This window comes from Rhizobium sp. M10 (assembly GCF_002531955.1).
Classification (GTDB): Bacteria; Pseudomonadota; Alphaproteobacteria; order Rhizobiales; family Rhizobiaceae; genus Rhizobium; species Rhizobium etli_C.
In genome coordinates, this window is sequence record NZ_NWTA01000009.1 from 39,078 (window position 1) to 54,901 (window position 15,824).

Below are 15,824 nucleotides of genomic sequence, written 5' to 3' on the forward strand. Positions count from 1 at the left end.
TTCAGTCTCCGTCGGAAAAGGAAAAGCCGGCCGAAAGGCCGATGGCCGCGCCATATTCGTCGCTGATCCGGGTGATCAGATCACGGCTTTCGGCCAAAAGCGTGTCGAGCTTGGCCTTCTCGGCATCGCTGACGGCGGCGTCGATGTCGGGATTGAGCTTCGGCACGCTGTCGAGCAGCGATTTGAAGTCCTCGTCGATCGAGACGGCGATCGCCTTTTTGTCCGGCGGCAGGAGCTCGGCCATGCCGGCCTTCTGCCACAGCGTGCGCAGGCCGTCGATATTGGCCGCCATCGATTTCCAGGTGTTCTTGGAGCGCCAGTAGATCGCCATGCGCGGACGCGGCGAGGTGTCCTTGCCCTTGTAGAACTGCTCCAGCCGCTGATCGCGGACATTCTCGGCGCCGTGGACGAGAATGCCGAGCAGCGCGGTCACGGCTTCCTTGTTGTCCATGAAATCATTGCTCTGCGGGCCGGGATGTTTCCAGCTCGCCTGCACCCCGTCCGGCTTTTCCCAGGCAGCGACGACTTCGCCGGCCTCACGCTGGATATTGCCGGCGACGGCGGCCCCGTATAGGCAGCGGAAGCCGCCCTTCTGCCCGACCAGATTTTCCGAGCCGTTGCCGTAAAGCACGTATTCCAGCGCCGTCAGGCCCTGCAGCGCCACGCTCTTGCCGGCGATCGCATCGACCGTCGCGTCCTTCGGATCGGCCTTGGCGATCAGCGCCTGCACCTGCTTCAGGCCGACGCCCTTGCGGTCGGGATAAAACAGGATGTGCTCGAAGAGATTGTCCTGGATGACGGGCCCGGTCTGCACGATCTCGATGATCGACCAGTAGCGGATCGTATCGTCGAAGGCCGATTTCGCCTTGTCGAGCGTCTGCTGCGTGCCGCCGTCGCAGAGATCCTTCATCGCCGTCGTCAGCCGGGCGGCCGATTGCTGCATGTTGCGATAGCCGGGGCGGATCACTTCGTCGACGGCGCGCTGCATGACGGCGGGAACGGCATCCTCGTTCAGCCCTGCCGGAGGAGCGGCGGTCTGGGCGGCGGCCGATGTGGCGAGGCCGATCAGAGTGAGGCAGAGCAGGGGGTGCCAAAGGCGCATCAAAGTGACTCCAGGAATGTAATCAGGGCCGCTCTGTCGTCTCTCGACAGGGCGGAGAAAGCGTTGCGGGCCTTTTCAGCTTCGCCGCCATGCCAGAGGATCGCCTCGGTGAGATCCCGCGCACGGCCGTCATGCAGGAAAAAGCTGTGTCCGCTGACAGTCCGGGTCAGTCCTATACCCCATAGCGGTGGCGTGCGCCATTCACGTCCGCTTGCAAGGCCGACCTGTTGCCCGTCGGCAAGCCCGTCACCCATATCGTGCAAGAGAAAGTCGGAATAGGGCCAGATCAACTGGAAGGATTGCGCCTTCCCGGGCGAATCCCGGCGCGTGACGAATTTCGGCACATGGCAGGAAATGCAGCCGCTTTCGTAGAAAATCCGTTTGCCCTTCAGCGTCTCGGGGAAGCTCGCCTTGCGGCGCGCCGGAACGGCAAGATTTTCCGAATAGAAGGTCACGAGGTCGAGAATGGGCCCCGGCGCTTCTTCCGCGCCCAGCCGTTTCTGCACGCCGGTCGGCATTTCGAGACATTTCTCCTCCGCCTTGGTGCAATCGCCATGCGCGTCGGGGTGGTCGGGCGTGGAGATGCCGATATCATTGGCGAAGGCGTCGGCATTCTGGTCGCGCACCGTGGCGTTCTGCGCCTTCCAGCCGAACCGGCCGAGCGCGATTTTGCCGCTGCGATGATGGCGGACGATCGCCGCCTTGCCGGAGACGCCGTCGCCATCGGCATCGTCGGGGTCGGCACGGGCAAGGATATCGGCCTCGGGGATCGCCTCGATCAGCCCGAGGCCGATCATGGCGGGGGCGACGCGTGCCGAGATCGTCGTCGAAGCATCGAGCGGTCCATAGGCCAGATTGGTCGCCGCATAATGCGGCCGGCGCAGCGACACGATCTCGCCGTCGCCAAGCTTTACCGTCTCCTCATCATAGCGGATCGCCATCCGGCCTTCGGTGGCAAGGCCGGGAACGGCAAGATCCTGCAGCTGATGGCCATAGACCGGATCGGGGAAGTTGAGGATGTCAGCGCCCGCGATCGCCTTTTCCTCTTCCGGCGTCCCGGCTGCGCGGGAGAGCCGCAGGAACATCGAGACGGCGCTCGGACCGCCCTCCGGCGGTTTGCCCCGGCCGTCATTAACATGGCAGCTCATGCAGGAGCGGGCGTTGAAGAGCGGCCCGAGGCCATCGGAGGCCTGCGTCGAGGAGGGTGAGGAAACCCAGAGCTTGCGGAAGAGCGCATTGCCGAGCTTGAAGTTCTGCTCTTCCTCGAAGGGAATATTGGCCGAAATATGCGAGAAGCTGTCTTCGGTGACCGGGTCGACCGAGGTCGCGCCGCCCGCCTGCATCGCTTCATATTGTTCGGCCTTGGAAAAATCGCTGGTCGGCCGGGTGACGTCGGCGACGCGCTTCAGGTCGGCTTCGGAGAGGTCGGTGCGTTTCGCCGGCAGATCGAAACCGGCGGCAAGAGCCACAGGCGCGCCTGCAAGCGCGGCGAAGGCAGCGATGCGGAGGGCGATGCGGAGTTTCGAGAAGAGGCGACTTTTCCGAGCGGCAAGCTCGACGCTGCTGACGCGCGCTTCCCTTTCCACTCCCTCATTCCTGTGCTCGTCACAGGAATCCAGTGCGCCCAAGTCCTTGGGCGCGGAAGACTCCCCCCTGACCAGGTCATTCACGACGCGGACGCGCCGTGGCTGGATTCCTGAGGGCACAGGAATGAGGGAGGCGATAAAGGGCATTTCAGAGTTCGGGCCGCCTCAAAAGCCGAAGCGGCCCGCCTTTTTGCTTATTTGAAGACGGCGTTAGGATTATCCAAGCTGTCGGAACCTTCAAGCTGAACCGTGCCGAGATCGAGTGCGGCAATAACGCGCTGGATCGACTTCGTCTGGTCGATCAGCCCCTCGATGGCGGCCTGGACGACGGCGTTGCCTTCCTTGTTGCCCTCACCGATCATCTGGTCGTACTTCTCGACCGTCTCGCCGCGCTTGGCCATGGCGTTCATCGCATCGAGCGTCTTGTTGAGCTTGCCTTCCATCTCGGCATCGAGCGCCTTGTCCTTGGCGGCCACGAGGTCATGCAGCGAGGGGCCCGTGAGCTTGGTGCCGTCGACGCGGGTATAGTTGCCGGTATAGGCAGCGGCGATGCCGATCGCGTCGTTGAGATGCGAGTTGTAGGTATTGTCGGAGAAGCAATCATGCTCTTCCTCAGGATCGTGCAGCAGCAGGCCGAGCTTCATGCGCTCGCCGGCAAGCTCGCCGTAGGAGAGCGAACCCATGCCTGTCAGGATCGCGACGAGGCCGGCCTTCGGATCGGCTTCGACATTCTTCGTCGCAGCCCCGTCCGGCTTCCAGTTGTCGGTCATATCCTGCAGGTCGGAAACCAGCAGCGTGGAGGCGGACTTCAGATATTCGGCGCGGCGGTCGCAATTGCCGTGCGTGCAGTTCTTCAGGTCGTAATCGGTGGCCGGGCGGTTGCCGGCGCCGGGTCCCGTGCCGTTCAGATCCTGGCCCCAGAGCAGGAATTCGATGGCGTGGTAGCCGGTGGCGACATTGGCTTCGATGCCGCCGGCTTCCGCAAGCGTGCCGGAGAGGAATTCCGGCGTCAGCTTCGAGGCGTCGACATCCTTGCCGTCGATCTTGATCGTCTTGTTGGCAATGACATTGGCGACATAGAGGGAGTTTTCGTCGCTCTCGGTGCCGTAGGAGGGATCGACATAGTCGATCAGGCCTTCATCGAGCGGCCACGCGTTGACCTTGCCTTCCCACTCGTCGACAACAGGATTGCCGAAGCGATAGACTTCCGTCTGCTGGTAGGGGACGCGGGCCTTGATCCAGGCCTCCCGGGCCGCCTTGAGCGTCGCATCGCTCGGCGCCTTCAGAAAGGCGTCGATCGCGGCGTGGAGCGCCTTTGCCGTCGTCAGCGAGTCTTCGTATTTCGCATGCGCCACATCGGCATAATGTTTCACCACGGCCGCCGCATCGGTCGCGGCATGCGCGGGAAGGGCGAGCAGGGCTGCGGGGGCGATCGCCAGCACGGCTGCACGGATTTTATTGAGCTTCATGATCCTCTCCTGTGACGGATCCTCCGTCGAGCGCATCGGCCCGAAATCGGAATCGATTTCGGAAAGCACGATGCGCCAATCCAAAAAATGTTACAGCGTCCTTTGCGCGTCTGAAGACGCGCGGCGCTGTAATCGGCTCCGTCTCTTCGCGCAAAAGTAAACTGGTGTCAAACGCTCTAGTTTGGAATGATTTTAAGATAGGCGATTGCTGCAAAATCGGCTTTTTGCAGCACGTTTGCCTGAAAAACAGCCTGTGTACGAGGGCGGCCGCGTCAGCCCTTCCGCTGCATACGGCAGAAGAAGAAGCCGTCCGTGTCGGTGGAAGCAGGCGTCAGCGTCACCGTCAAGCCGTCGGAGGAATGCGGACGCGGCGCATCTCTTCCAAAGAGCGCGTCCCAGGCGGGCAAGGCGCCGACAATCTGGAAATCAGGATTGTCAGCCGCGAAGCGGCGCACCTGTTCCTCGTTTTCCTGAGGCAGAACCGAGCAGGTGACATAGATCAGCTCGCCGCCCGGCTTGACGAAGCCGCCCGCCTGCGCCAGCGCGTCCTGTTGCTGGGCGGTGCGCTCGTCGAGGTTCTTCGCCGTCAGCCGCCACTTCGTATCGGGGCGGCGGCGCCATGTGCCGGTGCCGGTGCAGGGCGCGTCGACGAGCACCTTGTCGCAGCGCCCGGCAAGGCCGGAAAGGCCCCTGGCGTCATCGTGCACCTGGACATTGCGCGTGCCCGCCCGCTTCAGCCGTTCGATGATCGGCGCCAGCCGTTTGCGGTCGGCGTCGTAGGCGTGGACCTGTCCCTTGTTCTGCATGGCGGCCGCCATGGCGAGCGTCTTGCCGCCGCCGCCGGCGCAATAGTCGAGAATCTGTTCGCCGTCTTTGGCGAGCACCAGATCGGCGACGATCTGCGAACCCTCGTCCTGAACTTCGAACCAGCCTTTCTGGAACGAAAGCTCGGCTGTCACGTTGGGAAGGCGCGAGGCGCCCTCGCCGGCAGCAATCCGGATGCCGTAGCGGGCGATCTTCGCAGCATGTGCCCCGGCGCGTTCGAGCGCCTTGACGGCCTTGTCGCGGGAGGACTTCAGGATATTGGCGCGCAGATCGAGTGTCGGGCGCGCCGCGAGCGCCTGCGCCTCGGCGAGCCAGCCGGCGCCGAAGGCCCGTTCGAAGGAGGGTTGGATCCATTCGGGAATATCGCCGCGTATATGTGGCGGCGCGTCGTCGAGCGAGCGGCTTGCGAAAGCGGCGACGGCGTCTGCCGAAAGCGGCGGCGGCGCAAATTTGTCGTCCGCCAGTTCGGCGGCAAGGCGATCGGGCGTGAAGCCCCATTGACGGAACATGACGGCGTGGGCGATGGCCGCAGCGCTGTCGTCATCCATCAGCCAGGCATGGGAAAGTCGCATGCGCAAGGCGTCGTAGACGATGTTGCCGATCGCCGCACGATCGCCGGAACCGGCAAAGCGGTGCGCGAGGCCCCAGTCCTTGAGCGCGTCGGCGACGGGCCGCTTGCGGGCATCGATATCCGCGAGCACAGAAATCGCCCCTTCGAGGCGGCCGCCCAGACGCATTCACATATCTCCTGTTGCCATGACGTGTGAACGATCCGCGCACAGGCCGGGCGGATTGTTTACAAGTTTCAACCGCGTGGTAACCGCGATTGGCGGCAAGAGCAAGCGCCGGTCAGGGCGCAGCCGGTTGTACGGCGCTGTCAGCTTTAGCTGATCACTTCGGCTGTCAGCCTTAGCTGATCACCTCGAGTGTCAGCCTTAGCTGATCACTTCGAGTGTCAGCCTTAGCTGATCACTTGGTAGCAGACCTTCGCGGTGCCGGAGCTCACCATGCCGATATTCTGTGCGGCGGCGCGCGACAGATCGAGGACGCGTCCACGAATGAACGGTCCGCGATCATTGATGCGGACGACGACGGTGCGGCCATTGTTGCGGTTGGTGACCTTCACCTTGGTGCCGAACTTGAGCGAACGATGTGCGGCAGTCAAGATGGCGGGGTTCATACGTTCCCCGGAAGCAGTTTTGGAGCGAAGCGCGTACCATGAAGCACCGCCGCAGCCATTGCCAGCAAAACTCTCCGCCGGAAGCATGGAAGAGCAGGCTGCAATAGTTACGGCAGCGATAATAGAACGACGTATGTTCTTCAAAACAGAGTATCCCTCAACTATTGAACTCACGCCCTTGCAGGCGGCGGGGCTTAAATCTGTTAAAAAGTGGCGAAAAAGTGCCGCGTCAGTTCACGGAATGTTACAGACTGAAATATTTGTGAGCGCATTGATATAATGACGGAAATCGCTGACATCAGCCATGTGTGGAAAAAACATAATGAAATCAGTTAAAATCCGAATGAATTTTCCGGAGCGGCGGTCGCCGTTCCGTCGTTCACAAAAATCGCGAAAATTTTTTTCTGGCTTCGCCATATTTATTGCCACATTTGGGCAAATTCAAAGGCCGTTAACCATAATATAAGGCGAAATTTTCCCGCCCGATGATGGAAAGTAGGAATTTCCTACTCCTTTTGGGTGAGCGCACGAGCCGCCGGCGCTAGAGCCTTTCCTGGTTAGATTGAGGCATTCTGCCGGAGCAGGTTTTCGTCAGGGCAGAGGCGATTGGCGATGGGCATACCCCAAGGTACGTCCGAGCCAATCGCCTCTGATCCTGGCGAAAAGATGCCCGGCCCACCGGCCGCACCGCTTCGCTATGGCGAAGCGATAAGTGCGTCCGGCGCTTTTGAACCTTGCAGATTTGCCTGGCAAATCTGCGGGAGGGTTGGCTGAAACGGCCCGGCTGATCGACCGGCCGGCTTGGCCGTAGAGCTTGGCTACGACACGCGCAGGCCGGTCGACCATCCGACTCCGTTTGAGCCAACAGAATGCTTCAATCTAACCAGGAAAGGCTCTAGCCGCGCCAGCGTCCGTCCTGCCACAATTGCGCAAGCGACATCGGGTAGGTCGGGAAAGAGAATCCGAAGCCCGCCTTCTTGAGTTTCGCGTTCGAAACGCGCTTGTTCTCACCGTAGAAGGTGCGTGCCATCGGCGTCAGTTCTGCGGTTTCGAACGCCTGTTCCGGCGGCGGTTCGACGCCCATCAGGCGTGCCGCCTCGACGATCACATCCTGCGGCGGGCCGGGCCGGTCGTCGGTGACATTATAGATGCCGCCGAGACCGCGTTCCGACAGGAAGCGGGTCGCCGCGCCGATATCTTCGACGCGGATGCGGTTGAAAACCTGGTCCTTCTTGATCAGGCGTCGCGCCGTGCCCTTGTCGAGATTGCAGAAGGCGTTGCGCCCGGGCCCGTAAATGCCGGAAAGACGCAGCACCGCCGCCGGCACACCGCGCTCCCGGCCCATCGCCAGCCAGCCCTGTTCGGCCTCGAGCCGCTCTTTTGATCGTCCGGAAACGGGCACGCAGGGCGTTTCCTCGCTCACCCACGCGCCCCTGTGATCGCCATAGACGCCGACCGTCGAGAGATAGCCGATCCATTCGAGCCGGGGCAGGAGACGGGCGCTGTCTTCGCCCAACAGTCGCAGCAGCGGGTCGGCCTTTCCGGGCGCGATCGACTGCACGAGATGGGTGACGCTCTCCAGCGCGCGGCCTAAGTCCTCGTCCATGGTCTCGCCGTCGAACAGGAACGCGTCGATGCCGCCAGCGCGCAACCCCTCCATCTTGTCGGCCGAGCGCGTGGTTCCGGACACGCGCACATCCTGGCCCGCGAAGGCCTTTGCGATCGCCGTGCCGGAATAGCCGCAGCCAAAGATCATCACATGCATCGGTCCACTCCTGCCAGCCGCCATTCGGTCAATACGTCGTCGTCGCGCTCATCGACCCTTTGTGCGGCAAAGGCCGAGAATTCGCCAGCCTCCAGCAGCTGGGAAAGTGCCCAGACCGCCATGCCGCGCACCACCGGCGAGGGATCGCCGGCGAGGAGGCGGCATTGTGCGATGAGCGCCCTCTCGCCGGAATTGCCGGCGGCGATCAGCACGTTGCGGATGAAGCGGTCGCGGCCGATCCGCTTCACCGGCGAACCGCTGAAGAAGGTACGGAAGGCGGCATCGTCGAGCGTCAGCAGAAAGCTGATCGACGGTTCCTTCATATCTTCCCGGGCCCTGAGCTTCATTTCGGAGGCGGAGGCTGCGAACTTGTTCCAGGGACAGGCGGCAAGACAGTCGTCGCAGCCATAGATGCGATTGCCGATCAGCGGCCTGAGATCGGGGTCGATCGGCCCCTTGTGCTCGATGGTGAGATAGGAGATGCAGCGGCGCGCATCGATCTGGTAAGGTGCGGGAAAGGCAGCCGTCGGACAGATGTCGAGGCAGGCGCGGCAGGAGCCGCAATGATCGGCCTCCGGCGCGTCGAGCGCAAGATCGGCCGTGGTGAACATGCTGCCGAGAAACAGCCAGGACCCATGCGTGCGGCTGACGAGATTGGTATGTTTGCCCTGCCAGCCGAGGCCGGCGGCCGCCGCCAGCGGTTTTTCCATAACCGGCGCGGTATCGACGAACACTTTCACGTCAGCGCCGGCCCGCGCCGCAAAACGCGTGGCGATCTCCTTCAGCCGGCCCTTGATGATGTCGTGATAATCGCGGTTGCGGGCATAGACGGAGATTGCCGCCTTGTCCGGCTTGCCGAGGATGCCGCGCGGATCCTCCTCGGGCGCGTAGTTGAGGCCGAAGACGACGACGGACCGCACCTCGCTCCAGAGCGTCAGCGGATCACCGCGCCGCTCGCGCGTCTCCGCCATCCACTCCATCGTTCCGTGGCGTCCGGCATCGATGAACTCGCCGAGGCGCTGCTTCGCTTCAGGGATGGCGTCCGGGCGGGTGATGCGGCAGAGATCGAAGCCCTTGGCGGCGGATTCCGCCCGGACGAACTCGGTCAAATTGTCGCGGCGGCGGCGCTCTTTGTCATCATTTTCGGGCATGAAAAGCCCTCGTCAGAAATCCAGATCGGCATAGTGCGAAACCGGGGTCAGGCCGCGCACGCGCTCGGTCAGCATCGGCCGGAAGGAGGGGCGCGACTTCAGCCGCTGATACCATTCCTTGACGACAGGGGCGTCGGCCCAGTCGATTTCGCCGAGATAATCGAGGATCGAGATCGAGGCGGCGGCGGCGAGATCGGCATAGCTCATCCGTTCGCCCGCCAGCCATTGGCGCGACCCGGCGAGCCAGGTCAGATAACGCATATGCTGGCGGATATTCGCGCGGGCCGTGCGCAAAATCTTCGAATCCGGTGCTCCGCCGCCCTGATCGGCGGTCATCTGCAACTTGTAGACACGCTCGCGCGCGAGCGGCTTGGTCACGTCGTTTTCCATTTTCTGCATGAACCATTCGGCCAGCCGGCGAATTTCCGCCCGCTGGAAAGGGTCCTCGGCGAGCAGCCGCCGGTCGCGCTTCAACACGCCGTGCGTCTCGTCCAGATATTCGGAAATGACGCTCGCGCCGCAGAGCGCGCGCATGCTGTCGTCGACATAGACCGGCAGCGTGCCGGCCGGATTGAGCGCCAGGAAATCCCGGCGCTTCTCCCATGTCTGCTCCTCGATCAGATCCGCCTGATAGCCGTATTCCGCCAGGATCAGCCGGACGAAGCGAGATGCGGATGACATGGGATGATGATAAAGCGTGGGCATCGATACTCGGGCTTTATGATTGCTGTTACAGGACTGTGCGGCAGCTCGTTTATAGCGCCCTAGTCATGACTCATTGGTTGAAGCTATAGGAGCTTGGCCCGGCCAATACAAGCGAATCGGCTTTCACGCCATCTGACAAGGGACAAACAACCGTCTTGCGAATGAGGATAGATGCAGCGCCTGATCGGCTCAAGCGCTGTTCAAGTCCGACTGACCTTTAAACCGGAGACAATTTATGGATTATATCAATGCCGCCATTCTTGGGGTCGTCGAGGGGATCACCGAGTTTCTGCCGATCTCGAGCACCGGCCATCTCATCATTGTGGAGCAATGGCTTGGCCACCGGTCGGACATGTTCAACATCGTCATCCAGGCCGGCGCCATCCTGGCCGTCACCATCATTTACTGGCGCCGCCTGCTGGATCTGGTGCTGGGCTGGCGGGAGCCGGCGAACCGCGACTATGCCGCCAAGCTGATCGTCGCCTTTCTCATCACCGCAATCCTCGGCTTCGTCGTCAAGAGACTCGGCTACGAATTGCCGGAGACCGCGACGCCGATCGCCTGGGCGTTGATCATCGGCGGCATCTGGATGATTTTTGCCGAATGGGCCGCTGCCCGTAAGCCGCCTCATAAAGAGGTCACCTGGCTCGTCGCCATCCTGGTCGGCATCGCCCAGATCGTTGCCGGCGTCTTCCCGGGAACCTCGCGCTCAGGCGCTACGATTTTCGTCGCCATGCTGGCCGGTACCGGCAATCGCGCCGCAGCGACCGAATTCGCCTTTCTCGTCGGCATCCCGACCATGTATGCCGCAAGCGGCTATGAACTGCTGAAGACCTTCAAGGACGGCGGCGCGGCAGGCGAAGACTGGACGGCGCTCGCCATCGCCTTCATCGTCTCGACGATCGTCGCCTTCATCGCCGTCAAATGGCTGCTCGCCTATATCAGGAGCAACCGTTTCACGCTGTTCGCTATCTACCGCATCATTCTCGGCGTGCTGCTGCTCGGCATGGCCGCAACCGGCTTGATCGCCTGAGCCATCTCCACCGCATTGCATTCGCGCATCTCCCAGGCGCGAATGCAATCGCCTGCCGGATGTCGCGAACTGAATTGAGCTCGGCAGGCGCAAACTTGCTGCTGGCAATATCTGAGAGTAGCGTCCGCTGCTTTTCAAGCGGGTAAGACGGGGCGGTCATCGGAAGCGTCCTGATTCAGACGCTCCGGCCGCTGTTTGTCTTTATGAGACCGGCGCCGAGGCCCGGCCTTTCGTCAATGATTGATCGAAGCCGTCGAGCAAGGATCGACGCCGTAGGCCGGCGAGCAGCCGCCCTTTACCGCTGCGACCGAACCGGACGCAACGAAGGAGCCTGCAAGGATAACCAGCGCCGCACACGCAAACAGGAGCGCGATTGACTTGCCCATCGAGTATTGCCTTTCACAGTGATTTCCGCACGCTTTCGCAGGCGTCGAGTCCATTGGAGACGCGCGGGGTTTGGTAGTCAGTGGAATGGCAAATAGCAATAAACGTTCCTGCTAAATTTGGCGTTAATTCCACAAAATTTCCGCTGCGTCTTTTATGCAACTGCACTTGATGTGACCGGCACAACAACATTTCAAACTTGCGCCGGCTTTGCTTCAAACAAGCACGAAAAAACGCCGTCCGCGGGATGCGCGAACGGCGTTGCGTCGAAGGCTCGAATTGCTCAGGCGGCCTTGCCGGAGCCGGTATATTGGCCGTGCGGGCGATACTGCACCAGATAGGAATCGAGCACCGACGCCGGCATGGTGGGTGCGATACCGAGACCCTGCAGGGTGCGGCCTTCCGCTTCGGCTTCTGCCGAGACGACGTTGTCGCGCTTGAGCAGGCGCACTTGGTCCGGCGTGATCGGCGGCGTCACGAAGGGGACCAGGGAAGCGATGCTGCCGATCAGCGACGCCACGCCGAAGGGCAGGGAGATGAACGAGTTCTTGCGGCTCGTGACCTTCAGCATCATCTCGAGACATTCGCGGAAGCTCAGCACCTCCGGCCCGCCAAGTTCATAGACCTTGCCGCAGGCGACCTTGCCGTCGACGGCGCGGGCGACGGCCTCGGCGACATCCTCAACATACACAGGCTGGAATTTCGTCTTGCCGCCGCCGACCAGCGGCAGGACCGGCGACATGCGGGCCATGTCGGCAAACTTGTTGAAGAAGCTGTCTTCCGGCCCGAAGACGATCGAGGGACGGAAGATCACCGCATCGGGCTTGATGGAAAGGATGGCGGTTTCGGCCCGGCCCTTGGTGCGGCCATAGTCCGAATCGGAATTGGCATTGGCGCCGATCGCCGAAATATGGGCGAGGCTCGCACCGGCATTGCGCGCCGCCTCGGCGACTGCGCGGCCGCCGAACTCCTGCACGGCGTCGAAGGTATTGCGGCCGGTCTCGTGCAGAATGCCGACGCAGTTGACGACGTGGCTTGCACCGTCGACGGCGCGGTCGATCGAGTTGCGATAACGCAGGTTCGCCTGCACGACGGAGATCTGGCCGACATTGCCGAGCGGCTGCAGGAAACCGGCGAGATCCGGGCGGCGCACGGCGACACGGATGCGATAACCGCGCTTGGCCAGCGCCCCAACCACGTGCCTGCCCACGAAGCCGGACCCTCCGAACACGGTGACGAGCGGCGGCAGGTTGGCAAGGGTCATGGCAGGCTCCTCGAAAGGCTGTGCGGGATGCTGTATCGGCACCGTCTTAGCCCAATCCCAGCGCTACGGGAAGGCCCATCGCGCGCCGAGTTTTGCGGATGCGAGGGTGCTTCAGACGCCTTCGACGACGACCATTTCCGCATCCGCCGCTTCCTGGCGGATTTTGGCGGCGATCTGGTATTCCGGCGAATTATAGCAGTCGACGGCATGCTGCATCGAGGGGAATTCGATCACGACATTGCGAGCGCGCGCCTTGCCTTCGAGCTCGGTGATCGCGCCGCCGCGCGCCAGGAAATTCGCGCCGTATTTTTCGAAGGCGGGCTTGGCCGCCGCCACATAATCCTTGTAGTGCTCGGCATCGCGAACATCGACGCGGGCAATCCAATATCCCTTGGCCATGATCTTCTCCCTTTGGTTCTTGTCAGCGGTTTGCCGGCCAGAGCGCGCCCACCATTTCGTTGAGGACGGCGCGGGCGGCCTCTCTGGGATCGGGCGCCTTGACGATCGGACGGGCAACGACGAGGTGGGTCGCCCCCGCCTTCAATGCGTCGAAAGGCGTCATCACCCGCTTCTGGTCGCCATGGTCGCTGCCGGTCGGGCGAATGCCGGGGGTGACGATTGCCATGTCAGGGCCGACGATCTCGCGCACTTCGGCCGCCTCCGCCGCCGAGCAGACGATGCCGCCCATGCCGGCGGCACGCGCCTGTGCGGCGCGGCGCAGCACCAGGCTGTGCGGATCCTGGCTGTAGCCGGCCTCGGCAAGATCCTCGGCATCCATCGACGTCAGTACCGTCACGCCGAGCAGGCAGAGGCCGGAGCCGGCCGCAGCCTCGACCGCCGCCCGCATCGCTTTGGGATAGGCATGCAGCGTCAGCATCGACATGCCCATCCTGGCGATGTTTTCGACGCCCGAGGCGACAGTGTTGTCGATGTCGAGCAGCTTCATGTCGAGAAAGATCTTCTTGCCGCTTGCGGCAAGGTCACGGGCGAATTCCAGCCCGCCGGCAAAGACCAGCTGATAGCCGATCTTGTAGAAGAGAATGTCGTCGCCGAGCGTGGAAACCAGTTTTTCCGCCTCACCGACCGTCGGAACATCAAGGCCGACGATCAACCGCTCGCGTGCGTCCATTGCAACTCACCCCCGCCAGTCTTCGATGGGTGTCCAGTCGCATGATAAGCGGCGGTCCGCAAGGCCGAAAGCATAGAGATTGCCGCCGCCGCCCGGCTGGTCGCGGTCACGGCCGATCGGCCGGCCGGCCAGACGGCATTTGAGCAGCGTGCCGACGCCGCCATGGCCGACGAAGGCGATCGGCGCTGCCGCATCATGGGTGGCGAGAACGGCGTCGACCGCCTCGACGATGCGGGCCTGCGCGTCGACGGCGCGCTCCCAGCCCTTGAAGCTTTCTTCCGGATGCGCGAAGAACCAGTTGGCCGCTTCTTCGAATTGCGGCGGCGGCAGGAAGCCGGTGGCCGAACGGTCGTTCTCATGCATGCCGTGGACGATCTCGATCGTCACGCCGGAGGCTTCCGCCAGGATTTCGGCCGTCTCGATCGCCTTGGTCTCGTCGCTGGAGACGATGCGCCGCAATTGCCTGGCCCAGCCGCTCTCGGCCGCTTTGCGCGCACGCGCCGCGCCGACATCGGAAAGACCCCATTTCGGCACCGGCACGTTGGCATCGATCTTGACTTGCGGATGGGTGATATAGAGCCCGAACATCTCAGCCGCGCTTATAGATCCAGAGCTGTGCCGGAGGAATGTTGCGCATGACGAAGTCGAAATGCTGGATATGGTAACGATCGGGATTGGCGGCGATCGGCGAGATCGCGCCATAGGAGATCTGCACCACCGGCCGGCCGGGCGGCAGGCGGTCGAGCAGGCTTTCCAGCAGCGCGACGCGCATCGCCATCGGAAAGTTCAGCATCGGAATGCAGGAGATGACGCAATCGAACGTCTGGTCGGCGAAGGCGCCAAGCGTCGTCTGGAGATCGAAGGCGTCGCCGTTGATGAAGTGCACGCCGGGATAGGTTCGCAGCAGGTGCTGGTGGAAATCCGTCGAATATTCGATCGCCACCAGATTGTCCGGCTTCACGCCGCGGCCGAGGATCGCTTTGGTGATAGCGCCTGTGCCCGGCCCGAGTTCGAGGACCGGCAGCCCCGAATGCATATCGATGACGCTGGCCATGCGCTTGGCGGTGATCGAGGAGGTCGGCACGATCGAGCCCACCGTCTTCGGCCCCTGCATCATGCCGCGGAAAAAGCGGATCTCCTCATCGAATCTCTTCCCGAAATGTTCCTTCACCTTGACCCTTAAACGCATTCTCCACCCATCCGCACGTTGATCGACTGTGTTAATATGCTGCTTGTCGCTGCCAGGACAAGGATTTTCGCAACGAGGACATCGGCATCAACAGCTCATGCCGCCCTTCGGTCGGAACGAGGCATGAGATCGGCAAGCCTTTCGCTGAGGCGAGCGGCGTCGACGGGCGCGCGCAGCTTCTTGTCGGTATTGTCGAAATAGAGATAGACGTCGCGGCCCTTCTTGCACGACGGCAGGGGCGCAAGCACCCGCGTCGCATTCTCAGGTTCTCCGCCCTGTGCCCAGACGCGGACACGCTCCGCCCACAGATCGAGCGCTTCATCCTCATAGCCGCTGACATAGAGCTGTTCGGAACCATGCAGGCGGCAATAGAGGAAATCGGCGGTGATATCAATCAACAGCGGCCATTCCACCGTGTCGGCGCAGACGAGCGCGACGTTGTGACGCCTGAGCATCTCGATGAAGGCGGGAGAGCGGAAGCTGTCATGGCGTATTTCGAAGGCGTGGCGGATCGGCTGGCGCTCATCACTCTTAAGCCAGGCGCGTCCCTTGACGTGCCCGTCATGACGCTTGGCGAGCGCTGTCGCTGCTTCCCCATCGTGCGGCAGCAGCGCCAGGAAATTTTCGAACAGATCGGCATCGAAGGCCATGTTCGGCGGGAACTGCCAGAGGATCGGCCCGAGCTTGGGGCCGAGCCGCAGCAGGCCGGAGGCGAGGAAATTGGCGAGCGCCGTTTCGATATCCCTGAGCCGCAGCATATGGGTGATGAAGCGCGGGCCCTTGACCGCGAAGACGAAATCCTCCGGCGTCTCGTCGCGCCAGCGGCCGAAGCTTGTCGACCGCTGCAGGCTGTAGAAGGTGCCGTTGATCTCGATCGACGGGAAGTGGCGGGCGGCGTAAGAAAGCTCCTGCTTCTGTGGCAGACCCTTGGGATAAAATTGGCCGCGCCAGGGCGCATAGGTCCAGCCGGATATGCCGATGCGCACCGTTCCGGTCTTTTTCATCAGGAGATCCTCCCGTTCTGACAGGAGGAAAACAACGG

The 15,824-nt window shown here is 62.5% G+C and carries 16 protein-coding genes; 1 reads left to right on the forward strand and 15 read right to left on the reverse strand.

Annotated elements, in window-relative coordinates; genetic code table 11:
- Position 1 precedes the first annotated feature (1 nt).
- From CO671_RS16260 to CO671_RS16305, 8 genes are all read right to left on the reverse strand, one after another.
- Entirely contained in the window at positions 2-1,102 is a 1,101-nt protein-coding gene (locus CO671_RS16260) for an imelysin family protein (protein ID WP_097606786.1), read from the reverse strand.
- Entirely contained in the window at positions 1,102-2,835 is a 1,734-nt protein-coding gene (locus CO671_RS16265; RefSeq protein ID WP_245424988.1) for a di-heme oxidoredictase family protein, read from the reverse strand. The genes CO671_RS16260 and CO671_RS16265 overlap by 1 nt, the downstream gene beginning before the upstream one ends.
- A gap of 47 nt (positions 2,836-2,882) precedes the next feature.
- Complete coding sequence (locus tag CO671_RS16270) at positions 2,883-4,157, reverse strand: imelysin family protein (protein ID WP_097606960.1); 1,275 nt, start codon at positions 4,155-4,157, stop codon at positions 2,883-2,885.
- Between the two features lie 272 nt (positions 4,158-4,429).
- A complete protein-coding gene (locus CO671_RS16275) occupies positions 4,430-5,719 on the reverse strand; it encodes an RsmB/NOP family class I SAM-dependent RNA methyltransferase (RefSeq protein ID WP_097606787.1) in 1,290 nt (429 codons plus the stop codon).
- A gap of 224 nt (positions 5,720-5,943) precedes the next feature.
- Positions 5,944-6,306: a septal ring lytic transglycosylase RlpA family protein gene (locus CO671_RS16280; protein WP_010029847.1), complete on the reverse strand. Its 363-nt coding sequence runs from the start codon at positions 6,304-6,306 to the stop codon at positions 5,944-5,946.
- A 751-nt stretch (positions 6,307-7,057) separates the two neighbouring features.
- A complete protein-coding gene (locus CO671_RS16295) occupies positions 7,058-7,927 on the reverse strand; it encodes an SDR family oxidoreductase (RefSeq protein ID WP_097606788.1) in 870 nt (289 codons plus the stop codon).
- Positions 7,918-9,078, reverse strand: a complete 1,161-nt coding sequence (queG, locus tag CO671_RS16300; RefSeq protein WP_097606789.1) for a tRNA epoxyqueuosine(34) reductase QueG — start codon at positions 9,076-9,078, stop codon at positions 7,918-7,920. Before queG ends, CO671_RS16295 begins: the two co-directional genes overlap by 10 nt.
- A gap of 12 nt (positions 9,079-9,090) precedes the next feature.
- Positions 9,091-9,783 carry a glutathione S-transferase family protein gene (locus tag CO671_RS16305; protein ID WP_097579452.1) on the reverse strand — a complete coding sequence of 231 codons (693 nt, stop codon included), beginning with the start codon at positions 9,781-9,783 and terminating at the stop codon, positions 9,091-9,093.
- Between the two features lie 235 nt (positions 9,784-10,018).
- Between CO671_RS16305 and CO671_RS16310 the strand changes: the two genes are divergently transcribed.
- Positions 10,019-10,816, forward strand: a complete 798-nt coding sequence (locus tag CO671_RS16310) for an undecaprenyl-diphosphate phosphatase (protein WP_097606790.1) — start codon at positions 10,019-10,021, stop codon at positions 10,814-10,816.
- A gap of 233 nt (positions 10,817-11,049) precedes the next feature.
- Here CO671_RS16310 and CO671_RS33760 read toward each other — a convergent pair whose 3' ends face one another.
- The 7 genes from CO671_RS33760 to CO671_RS16345 all read right to left on the reverse strand — a co-directional run bounded on the left by CO671_RS33760 (position 11,050) and on the right by CO671_RS16345 (position 15,789).
- Complete coding sequence (locus CO671_RS33760; protein WP_096771293.1) at positions 11,050-11,202, reverse strand: hypothetical protein; 153 nt, start codon at positions 11,200-11,202, stop codon at positions 11,050-11,052.
- Positions 11,203-11,483: 281 nt separating this feature from the next.
- Positions 11,484-12,464 carry a complex I NDUFA9 subunit family protein gene (locus tag CO671_RS16320; protein WP_097606791.1) on the reverse strand — a complete coding sequence of 327 codons (981 nt, stop codon included), beginning with the start codon at positions 12,462-12,464 and terminating at the stop codon, positions 11,484-11,486.
- Positions 12,465-12,575: 111 nt separating this feature from the next.
- Positions 12,576-12,863, reverse strand: coding sequence for a DUF1330 domain-containing protein (locus CO671_RS16325; RefSeq protein WP_097606792.1), 288 nt, complete (start codon positions 12,861-12,863; stop codon positions 12,576-12,578).
- A 22-nt stretch (positions 12,864-12,885) separates the two neighbouring features.
- The gene (pyrF, locus tag CO671_RS16330; RefSeq protein WP_097606793.1) at positions 12,886-13,593 is read right to left on the reverse strand and encodes an orotidine-5'-phosphate decarboxylase; all 708 of its coding nucleotides are present in this window, start codon (positions 13,591-13,593) and stop codon (positions 12,886-12,888) included.
- A 6-nt stretch (positions 13,594-13,599) separates the two neighbouring features.
- Positions 13,600-14,181: a histidine phosphatase family protein gene (locus CO671_RS16335; protein ID WP_097606794.1), complete on the reverse strand. Its 582-nt coding sequence runs from the start codon at positions 14,179-14,181 to the stop codon at positions 13,600-13,602.
- Between the two features lies 1 nt (position 14,182).
- The gene (gene pmtA / locus CO671_RS16340) at positions 14,183-14,782 is read right to left on the reverse strand and encodes a phospholipid N-methyltransferase PmtA (protein ID WP_064681431.1); all 600 of its coding nucleotides are present in this window, start codon (positions 14,780-14,782) and stop codon (positions 14,183-14,185) included.
- Between the two features lie 95 nt (positions 14,783-14,877).
- The gene (locus tag CO671_RS16345) at positions 14,878-15,789 is read right to left on the reverse strand and encodes a DUF72 domain-containing protein (RefSeq protein ID WP_170964995.1); all 912 of its coding nucleotides are present in this window, start codon (positions 15,787-15,789) and stop codon (positions 14,878-14,880) included.
- Positions 15,790-15,824: the final 35 nt, after the last annotated feature.

Coding starts and splice junctions, on each gene's coding strand:
- queG (WP_097606789.1), bottom strand. CDS start 9,078: ATGCCCGAAAATGATGACAAAGAGCGCCGCCGCCGCGACAATTTGACC.
- CO671_RS16320 (WP_097606791.1), bottom strand. CDS start 12,464: ATGACCCTTGCCAACCTGCCGCCGCTCGTCACCGTGTTCGGAGGGTCC.
- pyrF (WP_097606793.1), bottom strand. CDS start 13,593: ATGGACGCACGCGAGCGGTTGATCGTCGGCCTTGATGTTCCGACGGTC.
- CO671_RS16275 (WP_097606787.1), bottom strand. CDS start 5,719: ATGCGTCTGGGCGGCCGCCTCGAAGGGGCGATTTCTGTGCTCGCGGAT.
- CO671_RS16270 (WP_097606960.1), bottom strand. CDS start 4,157: ATGAAGCTCAATAAAATCCGTGCAGCCGTGCTGGCGATCGCCCCCGCA.
- CO671_RS16305 (WP_097579452.1), bottom strand. CDS start 9,783: ATGCCCACGCTTTATCATCATCCCATGTCATCCGCATCTCGCTTCGTC.
- pmtA (WP_064681431.1), bottom strand. CDS start 14,782: ATGCGTTTAAGGGTCAAGGTGAAGGAACATTTCGGGAAGAGATTCGAT.
- CO671_RS16260 (WP_097606786.1), bottom strand. CDS start 1,102: ATGCGCCTTTGGCACCCCCTGCTCTGCCTCACTCTGATCGGCCTCGCC.
- CO671_RS16325 (WP_097606792.1), bottom strand. CDS start 12,863: ATGGCCAAGGGATATTGGATTGCCCGCGTCGATGTTCGCGATGCCGAG.
- CO671_RS16295 (WP_097606788.1), bottom strand. CDS start 7,927: ATGCATGTGATGATCTTTGGCTGCGGCTATTCCGGCACGGCGATCGCA.
- CO671_RS16265 (WP_245424988.1), bottom strand. CDS start 2,835: ATGCCCTTTATCGCCTCCCTCATTCCTGTGCCCTCAGGAATCCAGCCA.
- CO671_RS16310 (WP_097606790.1), top strand. CDS start 10,019: ATGGATTATATCAATGCCGCCATTCTTGGGGTCGTCGAGGGGATCACC.
- CO671_RS16335 (WP_097606794.1), bottom strand. CDS start 14,181: ATGTTCGGGCTCTATATCACCCATCCGCAAGTCAAGATCGATGCCAAC.
- CO671_RS33760 (WP_096771293.1), bottom strand. CDS start 11,202: ATGGGCAAGTCAATCGCGCTCCTGTTTGCGTGTGCGGCGCTGGTTATC.